The 15,989-nt window shown below is 58.4% G+C and carries 14 protein-coding genes and 4 pseudogenes; 12 read left to right on the top strand and 6 right to left on the bottom strand.

All coding sequences use genetic code 11. From position 1 onward, the window contains the following. Positions 1-79: 79 nt before the first annotated feature. Both mhpT and UB23_RS03140 read left to right on the top strand, forming a co-directional pair. The gene (mhpT, locus tag UB23_RS03135; protein ID WP_045057878.1) at positions 80-1,288 is read left to right on the top strand and encodes a 3-(3-hydroxy-phenyl)propionate transporter MhpT; all 1,209 of its coding nucleotides are present in this window, start codon (positions 80-82) and stop codon (positions 1,286-1,288) included. 72 nt (positions 1,289-1,360) lie between these two features. Continuing rightward, positions 1,361-2,632: an OprD family porin gene (locus UB23_RS03140; RefSeq protein ID WP_045057879.1), complete on the top strand. Its 1,272-nt coding sequence runs from the start codon at positions 1,361-1,363 to the stop codon at positions 2,630-2,632. A gap of 334 nt (positions 2,633-2,966) precedes the next feature. Here the strand turns inward: UB23_RS03140 and UB23_RS28210 are convergent, their stop codons facing one another. Both UB23_RS28210 and UB23_RS03145 read right to left on the bottom strand, forming a co-directional pair. Continuing rightward, on the bottom strand, positions 2,967-3,284 hold the full coding sequence (locus UB23_RS28210; protein WP_082069116.1) for a putative quinol monooxygenase: 318 nt from the start codon (positions 3,282-3,284) through the stop codon (positions 2,967-2,969). Between the two features lie 28 nt (positions 3,285-3,312). After that, complete coding sequence (locus tag UB23_RS03145; protein WP_045057880.1) at positions 3,313-4,311, bottom strand: zinc-dependent alcohol dehydrogenase family protein; 999 nt, start codon at positions 4,309-4,311, stop codon at positions 3,313-3,315. A 102-nt stretch (positions 4,312-4,413) separates the two neighbouring features. Between UB23_RS03145 and UB23_RS28215 the strand changes: the two genes are divergently transcribed. From UB23_RS28215 to UB23_RS03150, 5 genes and pseudogenes are all read left to right on the top strand, one after another. After that, positions 4,414-5,301, top strand: coding sequence for a LysR family transcriptional regulator (locus UB23_RS28215; RefSeq protein ID WP_082069117.1), 888 nt, complete (start codon positions 4,414-4,416; stop codon positions 5,299-5,301). Positions 5,302-5,488: 187 nt separating this feature from the next. Then, a pseudogene (locus UB23_RS29075) lies at positions 5,489-5,632 on the top strand (IS5/IS1182 family transposase); the annotation flags it as partial. Next, positions 5,632-5,795: pseudogene (locus UB23_RS30635) on the top strand (IS5/IS1182 family transposase); the annotation flags it as partial. The pseudogenes UB23_RS29075 and UB23_RS30635, both read left to right, overlap by 1 nt. Before the next feature lie 162 nt (positions 5,796-5,957). After that, positions 5,958-6,041 (top strand): annotated as a pseudogene (locus tag UB23_RS30550) (hypothetical protein); the annotation flags it as partial. Then, positions 6,035-6,586: pseudogene (locus tag UB23_RS03150) on the top strand (MFS transporter); the annotation flags it as partial. The pseudogenes UB23_RS30550 and UB23_RS03150, both read left to right, overlap by 7 nt. A gap of 117 nt (positions 6,587-6,703) precedes the next feature. Here the strand turns inward: UB23_RS03150 and UB23_RS03155 are convergent. The 3 genes from UB23_RS03155 to UB23_RS03165 form a co-directional block, all read right to left on the bottom strand. Then, entirely contained in the window at positions 6,704-7,948 is a 1,245-nt protein-coding gene (locus tag UB23_RS03155; RefSeq protein ID WP_045057881.1) for a serine hydrolase domain-containing protein, read from the bottom strand. 138 nt (positions 7,949-8,086) lie between these two features. Next, the gene (gene mug / locus UB23_RS03160) at positions 8,087-8,650 is read right to left on the bottom strand and encodes a G/U mismatch-specific DNA glycosylase (RefSeq protein WP_236695827.1); all 564 of its coding nucleotides are present in this window, start codon (positions 8,648-8,650) and stop codon (positions 8,087-8,089) included. Continuing rightward, positions 8,625-9,248: a TetR/AcrR family transcriptional regulator gene (locus UB23_RS03165; RefSeq protein WP_045057882.1), complete on the bottom strand. Its 624-nt coding sequence runs from the start codon at positions 9,246-9,248 to the stop codon at positions 8,625-8,627. The genes mug and UB23_RS03165 overlap by 26 nt, the downstream gene beginning before the upstream one ends. Before the next feature lie 260 nt (positions 9,249-9,508). On the opposite strand from UB23_RS03165, the gene UB23_RS03170 reads away from it, so the two are divergent. The 5 genes from UB23_RS03170 (at position 9,509) to UB23_RS03190 (ending at position 15,598) form a co-directional block, all read left to right on the top strand. Further along, positions 9,509-10,645: an HlyD family secretion protein gene (locus UB23_RS03170; protein ID WP_045057892.1), complete on the top strand. Its 1,137-nt coding sequence runs from the start codon at positions 9,509-9,511 to the stop codon at positions 10,643-10,645. Beyond that, on the top strand, positions 10,645-12,120 hold the full coding sequence (locus UB23_RS03175) for a DHA2 family efflux MFS transporter permease subunit (RefSeq protein ID WP_045057883.1): 1,476 nt from the start codon (positions 10,645-10,647) through the stop codon (positions 12,118-12,120). The genes UB23_RS03170 and UB23_RS03175 overlap by 1 nt, the downstream gene beginning before the upstream one ends. 19 nt (positions 12,121-12,139) lie before the next feature. Then, positions 12,140-13,627 (top strand): efflux transporter outer membrane subunit, encoded by a 1,488-nt coding sequence (locus tag UB23_RS03180; RefSeq protein WP_045057884.1) that lies wholly within the window; start codon positions 12,140-12,142, stop codon positions 13,625-13,627. 15 nt (positions 13,628-13,642) lie between these two features. Continuing rightward, a complete protein-coding gene (locus UB23_RS03185; RefSeq protein ID WP_045057885.1) occupies positions 13,643-14,593 on the top strand; it encodes an aldo/keto reductase in 951 nt (316 codons plus the stop codon). A gap of 72 nt (positions 14,594-14,665) precedes the next feature. After that, positions 14,666-15,598, top strand: coding sequence for a LysR family transcriptional regulator (locus UB23_RS03190; protein WP_045057886.1), 933 nt, complete (start codon positions 14,666-14,668; stop codon positions 15,596-15,598). A gap of 44 nt (positions 15,599-15,642) precedes the next feature. On the opposite strand, the gene UB23_RS03195 is transcribed toward UB23_RS03190, so the two are convergent. Beyond that, the coding region (locus UB23_RS03195; RefSeq protein ID WP_330218102.1) for a DUF2790 domain-containing protein at positions 15,643-15,989 on the bottom strand (347 nt) is incomplete at its 5' end.

Raw genomic sequence — 15,989 nt, forward strand, 5'->3', positions numbered from 1 at the left:
CATCACCCCCGGCTGGTCGCCCACGCAGCGGCCGGACGGGTTTGCTTTGCCCACTACAAAAATAAAACGGGTATTCCACATGACATCGCTAAACGTGATAACACCGTTACACATGGCGCGGACCATCGGTCTGTGTTTCCTCGTCGCCCTGATGGAAGGCCTGGACCTGCAAGCCTCGGGGATCGCTGCCCAAGGCATGGCGGCGGCTTTCCAACTGGATAAACTACACATGGGCTGGGTCTTCAGCGCCGGCATTTTCGGCTTGCTGCCCGGTGCCTTCCTGGGCGGCTTGCTGGCTGATCGTATCGGCCGTAAACGTGTATTGATGGCGTCGGTAGCCCTGTTCGGATTGTTCTCGCTGGTCACGGCCATGGCCTGGGACTTCAACAGCCTGCTGGTTGCCCGCTGCCTCACGGGCGTGGGCCTGGGCGCCGCGTTGCCCAACCTGATCGCCCTGAGCAGTGAAGTGGCAAGCCCGCGCCTGCGTGGCACCGCCGTGAGCCTGATGTATTGCGGCGTGCCGTTGGGTGCTGCACTCGCAGCTACCATTGGCATCGCCGATCTGGCCGGTGGCTGGCAAGTGGTGTTCTATGTCGGCGGAGTGGTGCCGCTGTTGATTGTGCCGCTGTTGGCACTTTATCTGCCCGAGTCGCCACAGTTTCTCCAGCGCGGCCAGAACGTCGCTCCAGCCGGCGTGGTCCGGGGCCTGTTTCGCGAGGGTGCGGCCCTGCCGACCGCGATGATCTGGGTCAGCTACTTCTTCACGCTAATGGTGGTCTACATCCTGATTAATTGGCTGCCCAGCCTGTTGATCGGCCAAGGCTTCAGCGGTACCCAGGCCAGCTGGGTGATGTTGGCGCTGCAATTTGGCGCAGCGACCGGCACCTTGCTGCTGGGCTGGGTCATGGACCGCTTGCCGGCCTGGGCGCTGTCGGCGCTGATCTATCTCGGCATTCTCGCTTCGCTGACCGCCCTGGGTCTGGCCAGTCAGCTGCAGAGCATGCTGGTGGCCGGGTTCGTTGCCGGCTTTTTCGCGACGGGCGGGCAATGCGTGCTGTATGCCCTGGCACCGCACTTCTATCGTCCGTCCGTGCGTGCGACAGGCGTCGGCTGCGCGGTCGCCATCGGCCGATTGGGCGCCATGAGCGGCCCGTTGGTGGCCGGCAAGATGCTCGCCTTGGGCACCGGCACCGCCGGGGTGATGCTGGCCTCGGCACCGGGGATTGTCATAGCGGCGCTGGCAATGTTTTACCTGTCAGTGCAGCGCAACGGCTCGCAAGCCGACTGACTTTCTACCCGTTACACCCCGCGTCGCGATGGGCGCGGGCTTACTCCAACAACAATAAAAGTGAACACTGCCATGCTCAGGAATTCTCTTGGGGCGCTCAGCGCCTGCGCCTGCGTTTTATCCCTTGGTCAGGCTTGCGCCAGCGGTTTTGTCGACGACAGCCACGCCGATCTGGTGATGCGCAACTATTACTTTGACCGCAACTACGTGAATGCCACGCCTCAGGCCGCCGCCCGCGAATGGGCGCAGGGCTTCATTCTCAATGTGCGTTCCGGTTTTACCGAAGGGCCGGTGGGGTTCGGCCTTGATGCTCAAGGTTTGCTGGGTGTGCGCCTGGATTCCTCACGCGCTCGCGCCGGTACCGGCCTGCTACCGTATAGCGCCACCACCCGTGAGCCGGCCGATGAATATTCGGAGCTGGGCCTGACGGCCAAAGTCAGGGCGTCGAAAAGCGAGCTGCAATTGGGCACCATCAGCACGTTCCTGCCGATCGCTTTCGCCAGCCCTACTCGCCTGCTGCCACAGACGTTTCGCGGCGCGTACCTCAAGTCCCAGGAAATCGACAAGCTGACCCTGCACGGCGGCTGGCTCGACCGCATCAACCTACGCGACTCCACCGACTACCAGAAAATGTCGGTGGCCTCGCCCAACGGGCGCTTCAACGGTGCGGCTGAGTCCGACCGCTTTTCCTTCCTCGGAGGCGACTACGCCTGGTCACCGCAACTGACGCTGAAGTACTACCACGCAGAACTCGCGGACCTGTACCGCAAGGACTTCTATGGCGTTGTCGACAATCGGCCGATGGGCCCCGGCAGCCTGAAAAGCGACTTGCGCCTGTTTATCACGGGTGAAGACGGCGCGGCCAAAGCAGGCACAGTGGACAACCGCAACGCCGCCCTGATGCTGACGTACAGCCTGGGAGCCCACAAATTCGGCGCCGGCTACATGCAACTGAGCGGCAAGACAGGCATGCCGTACCTGTTCGGCACCGAGCCGTTGGTGATCACCGAGGGTTCCCTGAGCTCCGACTTTCTGAATCCCAAGGAGCGCAGCTGGCAGCTGCGCTATGACTACAACTTTGTCGCCCTGGGTCTGCCCGGACTCAATGGCGTGCTGCGCTACGTCAGCGGCGATAATATCGAGTTGCCCAAGTTGGGCGGCAGCAACCTGAAAGAAAGCGAAAAGGACATCGAACTGAACTATGTGCTTCAGGGCACGCCTCTCAAAGGCCTGGCCCTGCGGGTGCGCAACGCCTGGTACCGCAACGACTTCAGCCCCCAGGCCAGCCATCGGGATGACAATGAGCTGCGGGTGAATGTCGATTACACATGGAAATTATGGTGAGTTCCGGCCGGTTCCCCGGTGAGGCGCCAATACTTGCATCACGAAGATGTGCGTACCCCGTCATTGGATCAAGCCGGCTCCATAGGCCAAATTCCTGGTTTGCAGGTAGCGCCCAGCGCTTGCTACGGGCCGATTTCGGCCCGTTGTGACCGATTTTCATGTTCCTAGAGCCCTGCTTTAGATCCAAAGCGGTTATTGAAACCGAGTCAGTTTATAGTGCTAACTGGCAACAGGATTACTGCAGGTCGTCAACGCTGATTAAGCCAAGCGGCAGCCGATAGAGCAGAGGACCGCCAATTGTCGGACCAACAACAGGTGTTTCTAGCGAATAATTTCAGATTGTAAAATTTATTTTATTTACATCTGAAGTTACAGTTGATAGCGCCTCCACACGACTAATAAAATTCAAAAAGTGAGGCGTGTACATATGTGCATCCAAATCGTCTTGACTTCTCCACACCTCGTGAATCACGAAAGATCTCTCTTCAAATGTTTCACGATACAAACTATATTCCATGCAGCCGGCTTCCAATTTTGTCGCACAAACAAGTTCATGTAATGCACTTAGTAAACCGGGGGCTTCTTTTTCGCTAACAGCCAACTTGGCAATAACATAAGCAGGGGGAGCTGAAACAATATCGCTACTTTTCATAATATCCTGACGTCCGCTCTTAAAATAATTAATCAGTTCGCTCGATGATGACTTTTCCTATTGCATTGCCTGATTCCATGCGAGCGTGAGCAGCTCGCACGCCATCTACGGTAAAGTCAAATCTGCTATCTATCAATGTCTTGATCTGGCCGCGATCCACTAGTGATGCTAAGCGCTCTAGAATGTTACCGTGATGGGCACGCCCGACATTGTGAATAATTGATACAGCCATAAATACAACGTCTAATCTCAATGCTTTGAAGTGCATATCCGTAAGATCGTAGGTGTCGTAACCAATAGTCGAAATCACATGGCCTTTCAGCTTTGCAACGCGCAAGGAATGTTGAAGAACTTGCCCGCCTAATGTGTCAAATACAACATCAAACCCATCACCATTGGTAATGCGTTGACGATAATCATCAGGAGACTCATCCTTGTAGAAAATAATTTCGTCTGCTCCCAGCCTGCGGGCAATTTCCGCTTTCTCCTGGTTGGAAACAGTTGTCGAAACACGAGCACCTAAAACCTTTGCCAACTGTATGCCGATGTGCGCTACACCACCAGTTCCACCATGAACCAGTACGTTATCGTCGGGCTGGATCGCGGCTTTGTCTACAAGTGCCTCCCACGCCGTAATCGCAACCAATGGCAGACTTGCGGCCTCACCAAAAGAAAGAACTTTCGGTTTGAGAGCGAGCATTTGGGCATCAGCCTCCATCTGCTCTGCGAGTGCGCCGGGGATACCCACAATACCTCCGAAACAGCCGTACACCTCGTCGCCGACTTTAAAGCGAGTTACGCCAACCCCGACCGAACTGACGACTCCGGCCACGTCGATATGAAGGATGGCTGGGAATTTCAGCCCGGCAGTGCCTTCGCTGCCCTTGCGAATCTTGGTATCGACCGGATTCACACTTGTGGCACGAACATCGATAAGCACGTGCCCTGGTCGAACCCCCGGAGTCTCAACATCTATTTCTGTGAAGACCTCTGTGCCGCCATGAGCGTAGATCGCAATAGCTTTCATTGAATGTTTCCAGTGCAAGGAGAAAGGCCAAACTAGCACCGTTTGCCGGTTGTGAATATGCTATAGTTCTTGATTGTTTCGGTCCTGTTGGTTGCGAATCTTATGATTGATTCCGTTGATGAACTACGCTTATTCATTGCCGTTTATGAGTCTGGATCCTTACGCGGCGCCTCTGAACATTTACGATTGACTCCAGCGGGCGCCAGCAAACGTCTCCTTACACTGGAAAATCGTCTGGGTCGGCGCTTGTTTAACAGGACCACTCGCAAGCTAAGTCCGACGACGGACGGTGAAATCTTGTATCGTTATGCCCAGAAGATATTGATATCGGTGAATGATGCAGAAAAGTTATTTCTTAATCGCACTGAGCTGGAGGGGCATCTAAGAATTACTGCGTCGGCAACATTTGTACAAAGCTATTTATCGCCGGTTGTGAGTGAATTTCTTCGGGCCTACCCCAAGGTCATAATGGACATTATCCCGACGGATCAAGTGATGGATCTGGCAAAAAGTGGAATTAACCTTGCGATACGACATGGATTTCTTGCTGACTCAAATTTGATTGCGCGCAAAATTTCCTCTTCTCGGCGTTTGATATGCGCCTCTCCCGAATACTGGGGAAATCATGGCTTTCCGGAAAAACCAAATGACCTCATTTCATTGGATGGAGTTATTGTTGGGAAGGACTCGAGCTGGACGGTTACGAAGGGAGATACACATCATCTCGTTAAACTAAAGAATCGTTTTTCTTCTAGTCTTGGAGAAGTCGTGCGTCAAATGGCAATCGCCGGCCATGGCGTTGCACTACTTATGGATTGGCATGTGCGCGAAGATTTAGAGAGAGGAACTCTTGTAGAGGCTCTTCCAGATTGGATAGTTGAGCCTCCTGTCGGTATCTACGCTGTCTATCCGTCAAGGGAAAATGTATCTCCAGTAGTAGAAGTCTTTATAGATCATCTTCAGAAATGGATCAAAGGGCACCCACTGTAAAATTTTTCTTCTTCGACCTGCGCGCTAACTTCTCTGCGTCGAGTAAGAAGAACTATAAGGGACGTGTCTATGTGTATTGCTCTAGCCAAAAGCAGACGTCCATGAATGACCGCTTCCGACCCAGGCTGTGTGAAAACTCCCGCAGTTGTCTAATCTTCTGATCGTCTAGATCATAGCGGGGGCGATCATGAAACGATTTATTGAAGGTGAGACTCGGACGCTAGTCACCTTGCTGCCGGAGTGTCTGGACGATTACGTATCCGAAGAAAATCCAGTGCGCGTGGTCGATGTTTTCGTCGATGAACTCGACCTGGGCGTACTTGGTTTTGAGAGCTCTTCCTCACAGGCCCAGATGCACGCTCAATGGCCAAGAGCGGCCGAGGCACCGAAACGGTTGGTTACAACGTACAAACGCTGTCGACGACAAACACCATCTGATCATTGCCCATGAGGTGAGCAACGTTGGTAATGATCGTGGGCAACTGAGCAATATGGCGAACCCACGTCAAAAGCAGCCTTTCGGCCACTGCTTCCCCACCCTATCGTTCTCCCCACTCGCAAGGAGCACTTCGTTCCCGCTTCCTTGCAAATCGAGGAGCGATAATGATCGATGTCTAATCATAGGGGGTGGCAACGCTGCCTTGTGCGCCGCTCTGATGGCGCGAGAAGCGGGCGCCAGTGTGATGCTGCTGGAAGCCTCTCCGAAAATCTGGCGCGGTGGCAACTCCCAACACACCCGACCACCACGTTCTACCTGATTACGGTCTACACCCCGACGTTTGGCAGGACAGTACTGAACCTGAGCACCACTGACAGCCTGGTGGTCACACTGCTGGTCGGCATCAGCAACTTTATCTGGCTGCCTATCGGCGGCGCCCTTTCCGACCGCATTGGCCGCCGACCACTGTTGCTGGCGATATCGTTGCTGTGCATCTTCACCGCCTATCCCGCCATGCACTGGCTGGCAGAGGCGGCGAGTTTCGAACGACTGCTCGCTGTCCTGCTGTACTTCTCATTCTTCTTTGGCATTTACAACGGCGCCATGGTCGCGGCACTGACCGAAGTCATGCCACAGAACGTGCGGGTAGTCGGATTCTCACTGGCCTTCAGTTTGGCCACCGCAGTGTTTGGCGGTTTTACTCCGGCAATTTCGACACTGCTCGTCCAGGCCACCGGCGACAAGGCATCACCTGCCTACTGGCTGATGTTCGCGGCGGTGTGCGGGTTCACGGCGACGACGATTCTGTATCGTCGGCAAAAAACGTTGGCAGTTAGAACCGTTTAGTTCCTTGATCGCCGATCGCTCACCACGGGTCGATCAGCGTCGGGAACCGAATCAGATTGGCGTAAGGTCGATTACAGTCTTTCGTCGGATGACATCAACGTCATCCGACATTCTGAATTACTTCAACGCAGCTACCACGGCATCAAAAAACACCATTGGGTCGATCGGCTCTTTATCAACCGGCTTGGGCTGGGCACCGAAGGTGACAATTACCACGTTATTGGCGGGGTTGATGTAGATGTTCTGGCCTTGGATACCGACCGCGGAATAGGCGCCGTCTTTCACCGACGGCTCGGTCCATGCCGTCCACCACATGTAGCCGTAGTCCAGGGATTTGCCGCCTTTGAGGGTGGTCGGCAGCGTCGCCTCCTTGACCCAACCCTCGGGTAGAATCGACGCTCCATCGATCTTGCCGCCGCTCATGAAAAACAGCCCGAAGCGTCCATAATCGCGCAGCGTGGCGCTGATACCGCTGCCACCGATTTCCACGCCGTCAGGTGAATCGAGCCACCACCGGGCATCACTCTCCATACCGAACGGCTGCCAGATCTTCTTCGACAGATAATCGGCCAGCGGCATCTTCACAGCGCCACGAACGATCTCTCCGAGTACCTGCGTTTCGCCAGTGCTGTAATTGTTGGTCGTGCCGGGCTCAGCCGCTCGCGGCAAACTTGCCATCAACGCCATGGCCGAACCCGGTTTTTGCGATATTTGCGCTTTGAGTAGCGCACGACGGTCAGACGCTGGGTCGGTGTAGGTCTCGTTCCACTTCACCCCCGACGACATCATCAGCACGTTGCGCACGGTTACGCCATCGTAGGCGCTGCCCTTTAGTTCTGGAACGTAATCCACCACTTGCGCATCGAGGCCCTTGATAAGGCCGTCTTTGATCGCTGCAGCCGCCAGCGTAGAGGTAATGGATTTGGCCATCGACATCGACATCCAGCGCGTTTTCTCGGTGTTGCCACGCTGATAGGTCTCGAACACGACCTTGCCGTCCTTGAGCACCAGCATCGCCGTAATGCTGTCCAGTGCGACGAAGTCATACAGGTCGTACTTTTTGTCCCCTACAGTAAAGCGCACGTCGGGCAACTGTTTTTCCGATTTCGCCAGCGCATACGGGTGGTCGCCGGCCTTGATCCTGTGGGTAGGGAACAGCCGGTCGATGTTGCGGTAGGTACTGACCGCAAGATCGGGGAGCATGGCGCCGTCATAGATCTGCTCGACGGTGCCAATCGGCTCCTGGGAGTGGGGATAGTCGTCAGCCCATGCGCCCGAGGTGATACCCGCAGAGAGCAGACCCAGCGAGAGAAGCAGCGCCCGACCAGGCGCAGCCGGACGAAAAATAACGGATGAGTGCATAACCTATCCTTTTTTGTTTTTGCCGTTCACGAACATTGGGACACGCACGCGCTTGAACCATAGCCTACTCATTGGGATTGCGCCGCATGGGCAGCGCTGATGGAATGGCGGATATGTTTCACGTTTATGTCTTTGCGCTCAATCGGCCACCCGCGCTCCAACCACAGATGCCCGGTAGAGCTCTCGATACGCCGCCGCCAGTTGCTCCAGATTGAAAGCCAGATTACGTCCACTGGGGTTCGGCAGAATCCACACTGCCGCGCCAGCAAACGTCTCCGCCTGAAGCCCCCATTGCAGCTGTTTTCGCCCGGACAATCCGGCGTATGCAGCTTTGCCAAGAAACGCCACGTAGCGAGGCGCACAGCGGGCGATCTTCTGCTTGAACCCGACAGCTACAGCGCTGAATTCATCAGCCGACAACTGATCCGCCCGCGCCGTCGGCCGCTCGACGACGGCGGTCAATCCGCAGCCGTATTGCAGAAGCGAGTGGTCGTCTACCGCGCACACTACATGCGGGGTGAACCCGGCCAGATGCAATGTGCGCCAAAAGCGATTGCCCCGCCCTGCGAAGTGATGCCCCTGGGCGGCGGCCAACAGTCCGGGATTGATGCCGCAAAAAACCACTGACAGTTTTTCGGCCAGAATGTCCTCAAGCCCCTCTCCCACCTGACACCTCTCAGCCGCAGATGACGCGAACGGCATTACGAGCCTGCGCGCTCAGTTCCTCGCGGGATTTGCCGGCGCGGGCGCGGATCGAAATGCTGTGCAGCAACGACGACGCCAGTACCGCCAGGGATTCGGCGTCGACATCGCCTGGCAACTCGCCGGAGGCGACGGCCTTGCGCAACCGCGCTTCCAGATCAGCATCCAGTTGACTGAGTCGCAGTGACAGCACTTCGCGGATTTGCAGATCCTCGACCGCTTCAGTGGTCGCCGTGCCAATCGCAAAACAGCCACGAGGCTGGCCGTCACCCGAGAAGTAAATCGCCAGTTGCCCCTCATAGAAGTCTATCAGCGCTTGCGCAAGCGTCAGGTCGCTGTTGTTCAGCGCGGCCTGCATCGTGGCATGGGCAGTTTCCCAATATTGGTCGAGCGCCTTTATATACAGCGCGTGTTTATCGCCGAACGCGGCATAGAGGCTCGGCCGGTTCATTCCGGCGGCGCTGGCGATGCTATCCAGCGAAGCCGCCGAATAGCCGGTGTTCCAGAACACACCTAGCGCCTGGTTCAGCGCGGTCTGCGGATCGTAGGCGCGGGGACGGCCGCGGCCTTTTCCTACCGTCGGTTTATTTTGTGCCATGTCGTACAAATTCCTTGCAGGAAGGGTTAGTCACCCATATTCTTACACCATCGCACAAAATTGAGGAAACACAAATTCCTTGATTCGCAGTTTGTTGTAGCGGAGCTCGAACCGGGTCTGGCGACGACGAAAACAGCGGCAACGGAGCCACCCTCCCCCCGCCGCGCACGGGCTTGATTACTCACGGCAATGATGATGTCGGGGCCGCTGGCGATTGCGCACAGGTCGGCCCGATTTCCCGGTTACAGGTGGATTCGATCATGACTAAGCAATTCGATCTCTCGGCAACAAACGCCCAACAACATCCAGGTCCTGACCTGGGTGGCACCTCGCCAAAAAAGCAGTTCAAGGAGAAGCTTCGGCCGCTGCTCATGGCCGGCCTCCCGGCGCTGTTTGCAGCGCTGGGCTGCAACTATTACCTGGCCAACGAGCCCTTCGTTTCCACCGATAACGCCTACGCCCGGGTCGCAAAAGCCTCGATCAATGCGCGGATTTCCGGGCAAGTGGTCGAGATCGCGGTGGAAGATAACCAATCGGTGCACAAGGGCCAGGTGCTGTTTCTCATCGATCCGGCGCCGTTGCAGATCGCCGTCGACCGCGCCGAAGCCCAACTGGGTAACGCCCGGCTGCGCATTGACAGCCTCAAGGCCAGCTATCGCCAGCAACAGGCCGAACTGCAATCGGCCAGGGCGTCGGAGGATTACGACCAGAAAGAGTTCGTCCGCAAAAAAGCCCTGGTAGCCGCCGACTTCGTCTCACGAGCGGTATACGAACGGGCAGAAACCGACCTTAAAGTCTCGCACCAACGCATCGCCTCGATTGAACAACAAATCGCCAGCACGGTGGTCGCGCTGAACGGCAACGCGAACATCGCTATCGACAGCCACCCGACCGTTCGCGAGGCCAAGGCGCAGCTCGATGAGGCGCGACTGTACCTGTCCTACGCCACCGTGACCGCACCGGACGACGGAATCGTTGCCAAGGTCGACGATCTGCAAGTCGGCAACTACCTCAACAGCGGCGCGCCCGCGTTCGCATTGATTTCCAACCGCGAGATCTGGGTCGAAGCCAACTTCCGCGAGACGCAAGTCACGCACATGCGCCCCGGGCAGGCCGCGACCATTTCGATCGATACCTATCCGGATCGCCAGTTCAAGGCCCACGTTACCAGCATGAGCCCGGGCGCAGGTTCCGACTTTGCTCTGCTGCCGCCGGAGAACGCTACTGGTAACTGGGTGAAAGTAGTGCAACGGGTGCCGGTACGGTTGGAGCTGGATGAGCTTGATCCGAGCCTGCCGCTGTTTTCCGGTACCAGCGCCACGGTCCGGGTCGACACCGGGCACCGTACGCCATGGTGGCATCCCCTCAAGTCGTTGCTGAGCGCAGGTGACTTCTGATGAATACCACCACTTCGGCGGCAGCCGACGCCCGCGCCCTGCGCTTCGTCGCCCTGCTTGCGACCTACCTGCAGTCGGCCAACCTGCCGCTGCCCAACGCGGCACTGCGCCTGATTCAGGGCAGCCTGTCGATGACCGACGACCAGGCCGGGTGGATCTTCACCGCGTACCTTGCCGCTAGCGCCATCACCACGCCGGTCGCTCAATGGCTGGCCGGGCGCTTTGGTTTGAAGCTTGTCTATCAGACTGCGCTCGCCGCGTTCGCCACGGGCCTGTGGCTCGTTACCCTGGCCGACACGCCGCTGACGTTCATCGCCGCGCGCATCCTGCAAGGCCTCGCCGCCGGCGTGCTGGCGCCGTTGTCGATGGCTATTGCCATGGAGACGCTGCCCGCCGCACGCCACCAGGGCTTCGGCCCGAAATGGACGGCGCTGGTATTGTTCGGCATCGTCAGCGGTCCGAGCATCGGCGGTGTGATCTGCGAGTACTTCGACTGGCGACCGATGTTTTACCTGAGCCTGCCACTGACCGCTTACATCTTCATGGTCGTAACACTGTTGCTCTCCGAGAAGAAAGCCGCACAGCGTCCTGCATTCGATTTCTTCGGCTTTGCCAGCTTCACCCTCGGCATGATCGGGCTGCAAATGCTCCTCGACCGTGGCGAACGGCTGGACTGGTTCGACTCGCCGGAGATCTGGATCGAAGCGCTGGCCAGCGCGCTCGGGCTGTACCTGTTCGTGGTGCATGTGCTGACGCGCCAGGTGCATTTCCTCAGCAAGGGGTTGTTCGCCGACCGCAACTTCCTGTGCTCAACAGCAATCTTCTTCGCCCTCGGTTTCGTGTTGCTGTCGACCATGGCGCTGACCTCACCGATGCTCGATGAAATCCTCGGTTACCCGCCAGACACCACAGGGTTCCTGACCATACCGCGCGGCATTGGCCTGGTCGGCGCTTTCCTGCTGATGGGCCGGGCGCCGACGCGGATCGATCCCCGGTTGTTTGTTGTCCTCGGCATCGCGCTCGTGGTGTACGCCAACTGGCTGATGCTCGGCTACTCGCCACTGATGGACTGGACGCCCGTGGCCGTCAGCGGATTCGTCCAGGGCGCCGGACTCGGCATGTTGATGCCGGCCCTGAGCAAAGTCGCCTTCAGCACCCTCGAACCGCAGCTGCGCCCGGAAGCCACCGGTTTCTTCAACCTGATGCGCGTCTACGGCAGCACGCTTGGCGTGGCGGTGGTGCAGATCTACTTCTTCAACAACACCCAGTCCATGCACTCGGCGCTGGCCAGCCAGCTGACGCCCTATCGCCATTCGCTGCCGACGTCCCCGCCAGCGCTCGAGGGCTTGAACCATCTGATCACCCATCAAGCGGCGTTTATCGCGGTCATGGGCCAATTCAAGATTCTGCTAGTGGCGATGCTGGTGGTCAGTCCACTGGTGCTGTTCCTGCGCAAGCCCGTTGCGGCCAACTAATGTTAGTGGAGTCTGGAACATGAAATCTTTTACGCGCTTCATCTCGCGGCAATCGTTGCCGACGAAAATCACCCTGTTGGCGGCGCTGGTCATGTTGTCGGCCTGTACTGTCGGGCCGGACTTTCAGCGACCCGATGTCAGTCAATCGCAACACTACGACCAGCAGGCCGAGCAGACACAGGGCGCGCCGGGGGCTCAGCACTTCGACATGGGCCAACGCCTCAACGGTGACTGGTGGTCGGCGTTTCACTCGCCGAAGCTCGATCAAGTGGTGCGTCGCGCCATCGCTGGCAACCTCGAACTGGTCGCTGCCGACGCCACCATTCGCCAAGCCGCGTCCTCGGTGGCAGCCGCTGAAGGCGCGCTGTATCCGCAAGTGGATTTCGCCGGCCAGGCCGGACGCCAACGCACGCACAACGGGCCGGAACCCGTGGTGGAAAATTTCTACGCAATCGGTCCACGAGTCGCGTTTGATCTGGATGCGTTTGGTGGCAACAAACGGCGGGTCGAACAGCAGCAAGCACTGACCACTCTGCAAACCCATCGCTACGAAGCCGCGTACCTGACGCTGACCGGAGACGTCGCCAGTCAGGCATTGCTGCTCGCCTCGGCCAACGCGCAGATCCAGGCCGTGGAAACCCTGCTGGCCAACGACACGAAGAATCTCGACCTGATCCGCCGCGCCCATCAGAGCGGCAGCACCAACCAGATCGACGTATCGCTTGCCGAAACCCGCCTCGCCCAGGATCGCACCCTGCTGCCGCCCCTCGCCCAGCAGCGCGATGCCGCACGTCATGCGTTGTCGATTCTGGCCGGCGCAGGTCCGGCGGACTGGATTGCCCCCGACTTCAGCCTCGATGACTTCAACTTGCCGCAGAGCATCCCGGTCAGTCTGCCGTCGGAGATGGCCCACAGCCGGCCGGATGTGCTGCAAGCCGAGTCGGAACTGCACATCGCCAGCGCCGCCGTGGGTGTCGCCACCGCCAATCTGTACCCGCATGTCGAGCTGTCCGCCTCGCTGGCGCAAGCGGCATCCGGCAACGGGGGCGCCGCACTGTGGGGATTCGCCGCGGGGCTGACCGCGCCGATCTTCAATGGTGGCACGCTCAAAGCTGAACGTCAGGCGGCCGTCGAAGGCTACAACGCGGCACTCGCCCGCTATCAACAGACGCTGATTCAGTCGTTCGGTCAGGTCGCGGACACCTTGCAGGCGATCAACCACGGCGCGGAGCGGAGCCAGGTCCAGGACGACGCCTTGCGCGCCGCCGATAGCAGTTTGCGGCTCAACCAACAAGCTTACGTGCAGGGAGAAAACAGCGTGCTGCAGGTGCTCGAAGCCGAGCGCGCCTACCAGCAGGCGCTGCTCGGCCAGATCCAGGCCCGGACCGCGCGCTACCTCGACAGCGTGCACCTGTTCGTCGCGCTCGGCGGCCACTCGGTTGGCGTGTTCAAGCAACAAGTCGCCGCCCACGCCGCTGCGAAATCCCTCGCTCAACAACCGCTGTAACGACGGAGAAACGTCATGACCTACGAAGCCTTTAACGATGTACTACGCGACACCCGTTTACCGCTGAACAATGGCGCTGGCGCGATGCCGGCGGTGGGATTCGGCACGCTGTTCCGCGACCTGAGCACCACCACCGAAGCGGTCAAATGCGCCCTGGAAGTGGGCTTTCGCCACTTCGACTGCGCCGAGCGCTATCGCAATGAAGAACAGGTCGGCGTGGCCTTTCAGCAGGTGTTCGCCGCCGGTCTGATCCGACGCGAAGACGTGTTCGTCACCACTAAACTGTGGAACACCAACCACCGTCCGGAGCGAGTCAAAGCAGCACTCGAAGCGAGCTGCCGGCGTTTGCAGGTCGACTACATCGATTGCTACCTGATTCACACGCCGTTCGCTTTCCAGGCGGGTGACGACCAGGACCCGCGCGACGTGTACGGTCATGTGATTTACGACGGCGAGGTCAAGTTGATCGATACCTGGCGCGCCCTGGAGAACCTGGTGGATGAGGGTCGCTGCAAATCCATCGGCCTCTCGGACATCACCCTCGACGCTCTCAAGGAAATCGCCGCCGCCGCACGGATCAAGCCGGCCGTGGTGCAGATCGAATCGCACCCGTACTTGCCTGAATGGGAGCTGCTGGAGTTCTGCAAACAGCACGGCATACTCGTCCTCGCCTTCGCCCCGTTGGGCCATGGCATGCAGCCGAATGTGCTGGAGGACTCGGTGATCACCGGCATCGCCAAGCGCGTGCAGAAGACCCCGGCACAAGTGCTGCTTGCCTGGGCTGTGCAGCGCGGTACCGCGTTTCTCACCACTTCGGCGACGCCAGGGCACATTCAGGAGAACTTCGACATCAGCACCCTGCCGCAGCGCGCCATGCGGGAGATCAAGGACGAGATCACCACGCGGATTCGTTTCAACTCCGTGGTGGAGACAGGGGTGCCGGGGTTTATTCCACGCAAGAAGTGACACACGATAGATAGACGGCCTCCGAGCGAGGCCATCTATCTATTTTTCCAGTGAATTTGCGGGAGCACCCCGATGGACGTCTTCCAGAGCATGCGCTTCTTCGTCTGCGTCGCCCAAAGCGGCAGCTTCACCGCCGCTGCGCAATTGCTGGATACCACCACGACCAACGTCTCGAAAACCATCACCGCCCTCGAAACCCGGCTGCACACGCGCCTGATCAACCGAACCACTCGACGTCTGGCCCTCACGGAGGCCGGCATGCGCTACCTGAAACGTTGCGAAAAGATCATTGACGACGTGCGCGACGCCGACGACGAAGCTGGCACCGCGCAAACCCTTCCCGTCGGCCGCCTGAAAATCCACACCATGTCGGCTATCGGCAACCATTACTTGATCGACGCCATCGCCAGATACCGCGAGATCCACCCCACCGTGATGTTCGACCTGACCCTGATAAATCGCGTCCCCGACCTGCTCGAGGAAGGCTACGACATGTCCATCGTCCTGGCCCGCGACCTGCCCGATTCCGGCTTCGTTGCACAACGGCTGGGTACCACCTACAGCGTGCTGTGCGCCTCGCCGGCCTACCTGAAAAAACGCGGAACCCCCGACTCCCCCGCCACACTCGGCGAACACGATTGCCTGCGCATCGTCAACACAGTGATGCCGGAGGAAAACTGGACATTCGAAGGGCCCGAAGGCATGGAAACCATCAACATTCCGGTGTCGCCCTTGCACATCAACACCGCTGACGGCATGACCATCGCGATCAACAAAGGCATGGGAATTGGCATACAACCGATTGCATCGGCCGTGGACGGCTTGAGGGCGGGAACGCTGGTGCGGGTCTTGCCGAAATATCGGATGGAAGAGTTGAACCTGTTCGCGATCTACCCGTCGCGCAAGTTCGTCGATGCGAAAATCAAAACCTGGGTGGAATTTCTCAAGCAGTCGATACCAGAGCGACTGGCATCGGATGAACACATCATCGGACCAGGAAACTGAGCGTAGCGGCATGGAGTGTCGACCCTCCAACGCCAGCACCGGACTCAACTTGAGCAGCCGGTCCCCATCACTTGATACTGCAAAACATGGCGCTCGCCGTAAGAGTCCTCATAAGTCATCCGAACCGGCACCGGGGCACACTCGTTGGCTGGTTCGCTGATGGAGATGACGTGCTCGATGTCCAGTTTGGTTGCGTAGTCGTAGGTCTCGATTGGGATGGTTTTGGACTCGGCGTTGTCCGCCGCATAGGCGTGTGCACCGAAGGTGCCGAAAAGTATGAGCAGGGCTGTTTTCTTGAAGGTCATGATGTTCACCGCCTCGTTGAGGAAGCCGCGAAGCGTAATTGCTGGCGGCTTGGGGGCGATGTTAGGTCTGTCTCTTATACACATCT

The organism is Pseudomonas sp. ES3-33 (assembly GCF_000952175.1).
Classification (GTDB): domain Bacteria; phylum Pseudomonadota; class Gammaproteobacteria; order Pseudomonadales; family Pseudomonadaceae; genus Aquipseudomonas; species Aquipseudomonas gregormendelii.

Coding starts and splice junctions, on each gene's coding strand:
- UB23_RS03140 (WP_045057879.1), top strand. CDS start 1,361: ATGCTCAGGAATTCTCTTGGGGCGCTCAGCGCCTGCGCCTGCGTTTTA.
- UB23_RS28215 (WP_082069117.1), top strand. CDS start 4,414: ATGATTGATTCCGTTGATGAACTACGCTTATTCATTGCCGTTTATGAG.
- UB23_RS28210 (WP_082069116.1), bottom strand. CDS start 3,284: ATGAAAAGTAGCGATATTGTTTCAGCTCCCCCTGCTTATGTTATTGCC.
- UB23_RS03185 (WP_045057885.1), top strand. CDS start 13,643: ATGACCTACGAAGCCTTTAACGATGTACTACGCGACACCCGTTTACCG.
- mug (WP_236695827.1), bottom strand. CDS start 8,650: ATGCCGTTCGCGTCATCTGCGGCTGAGAGGTGTCAGGTGGGAGAGGGG.
- mhpT (WP_045057878.1), top strand. CDS start 80: ATGACATCGCTAAACGTGATAACACCGTTACACATGGCGCGGACCATC.
- UB23_RS03180 (WP_045057884.1), top strand. CDS start 12,140: ATGAAATCTTTTACGCGCTTCATCTCGCGGCAATCGTTGCCGACGAAA.
- UB23_RS03190 (WP_045057886.1), top strand. CDS start 14,666: ATGGACGTCTTCCAGAGCATGCGCTTCTTCGTCTGCGTCGCCCAAAGC.
- UB23_RS03165 (WP_045057882.1), bottom strand. CDS start 9,248: ATGGCACAAAATAAACCGACGGTAGGAAAAGGCCGCGGCCGTCCCCGC.
- UB23_RS03170 (WP_045057892.1), top strand. CDS start 9,509: ATGACTAAGCAATTCGATCTCTCGGCAACAAACGCCCAACAACATCCA.
- UB23_RS03155 (WP_045057881.1), bottom strand. CDS start 7,948: ATGCACTCATCCGTTATTTTTCGTCCGGCTGCGCCTGGTCGGGCGCTG.
- UB23_RS03145 (WP_045057880.1), bottom strand. CDS start 4,311: ATGAAAGCTATTGCGATCTACGCTCATGGCGGCACAGAGGTCTTCACA.
- UB23_RS03175 (WP_045057883.1), top strand. CDS start 10,645: ATGAATACCACCACTTCGGCGGCAGCCGACGCCCGCGCCCTGCGCTTC.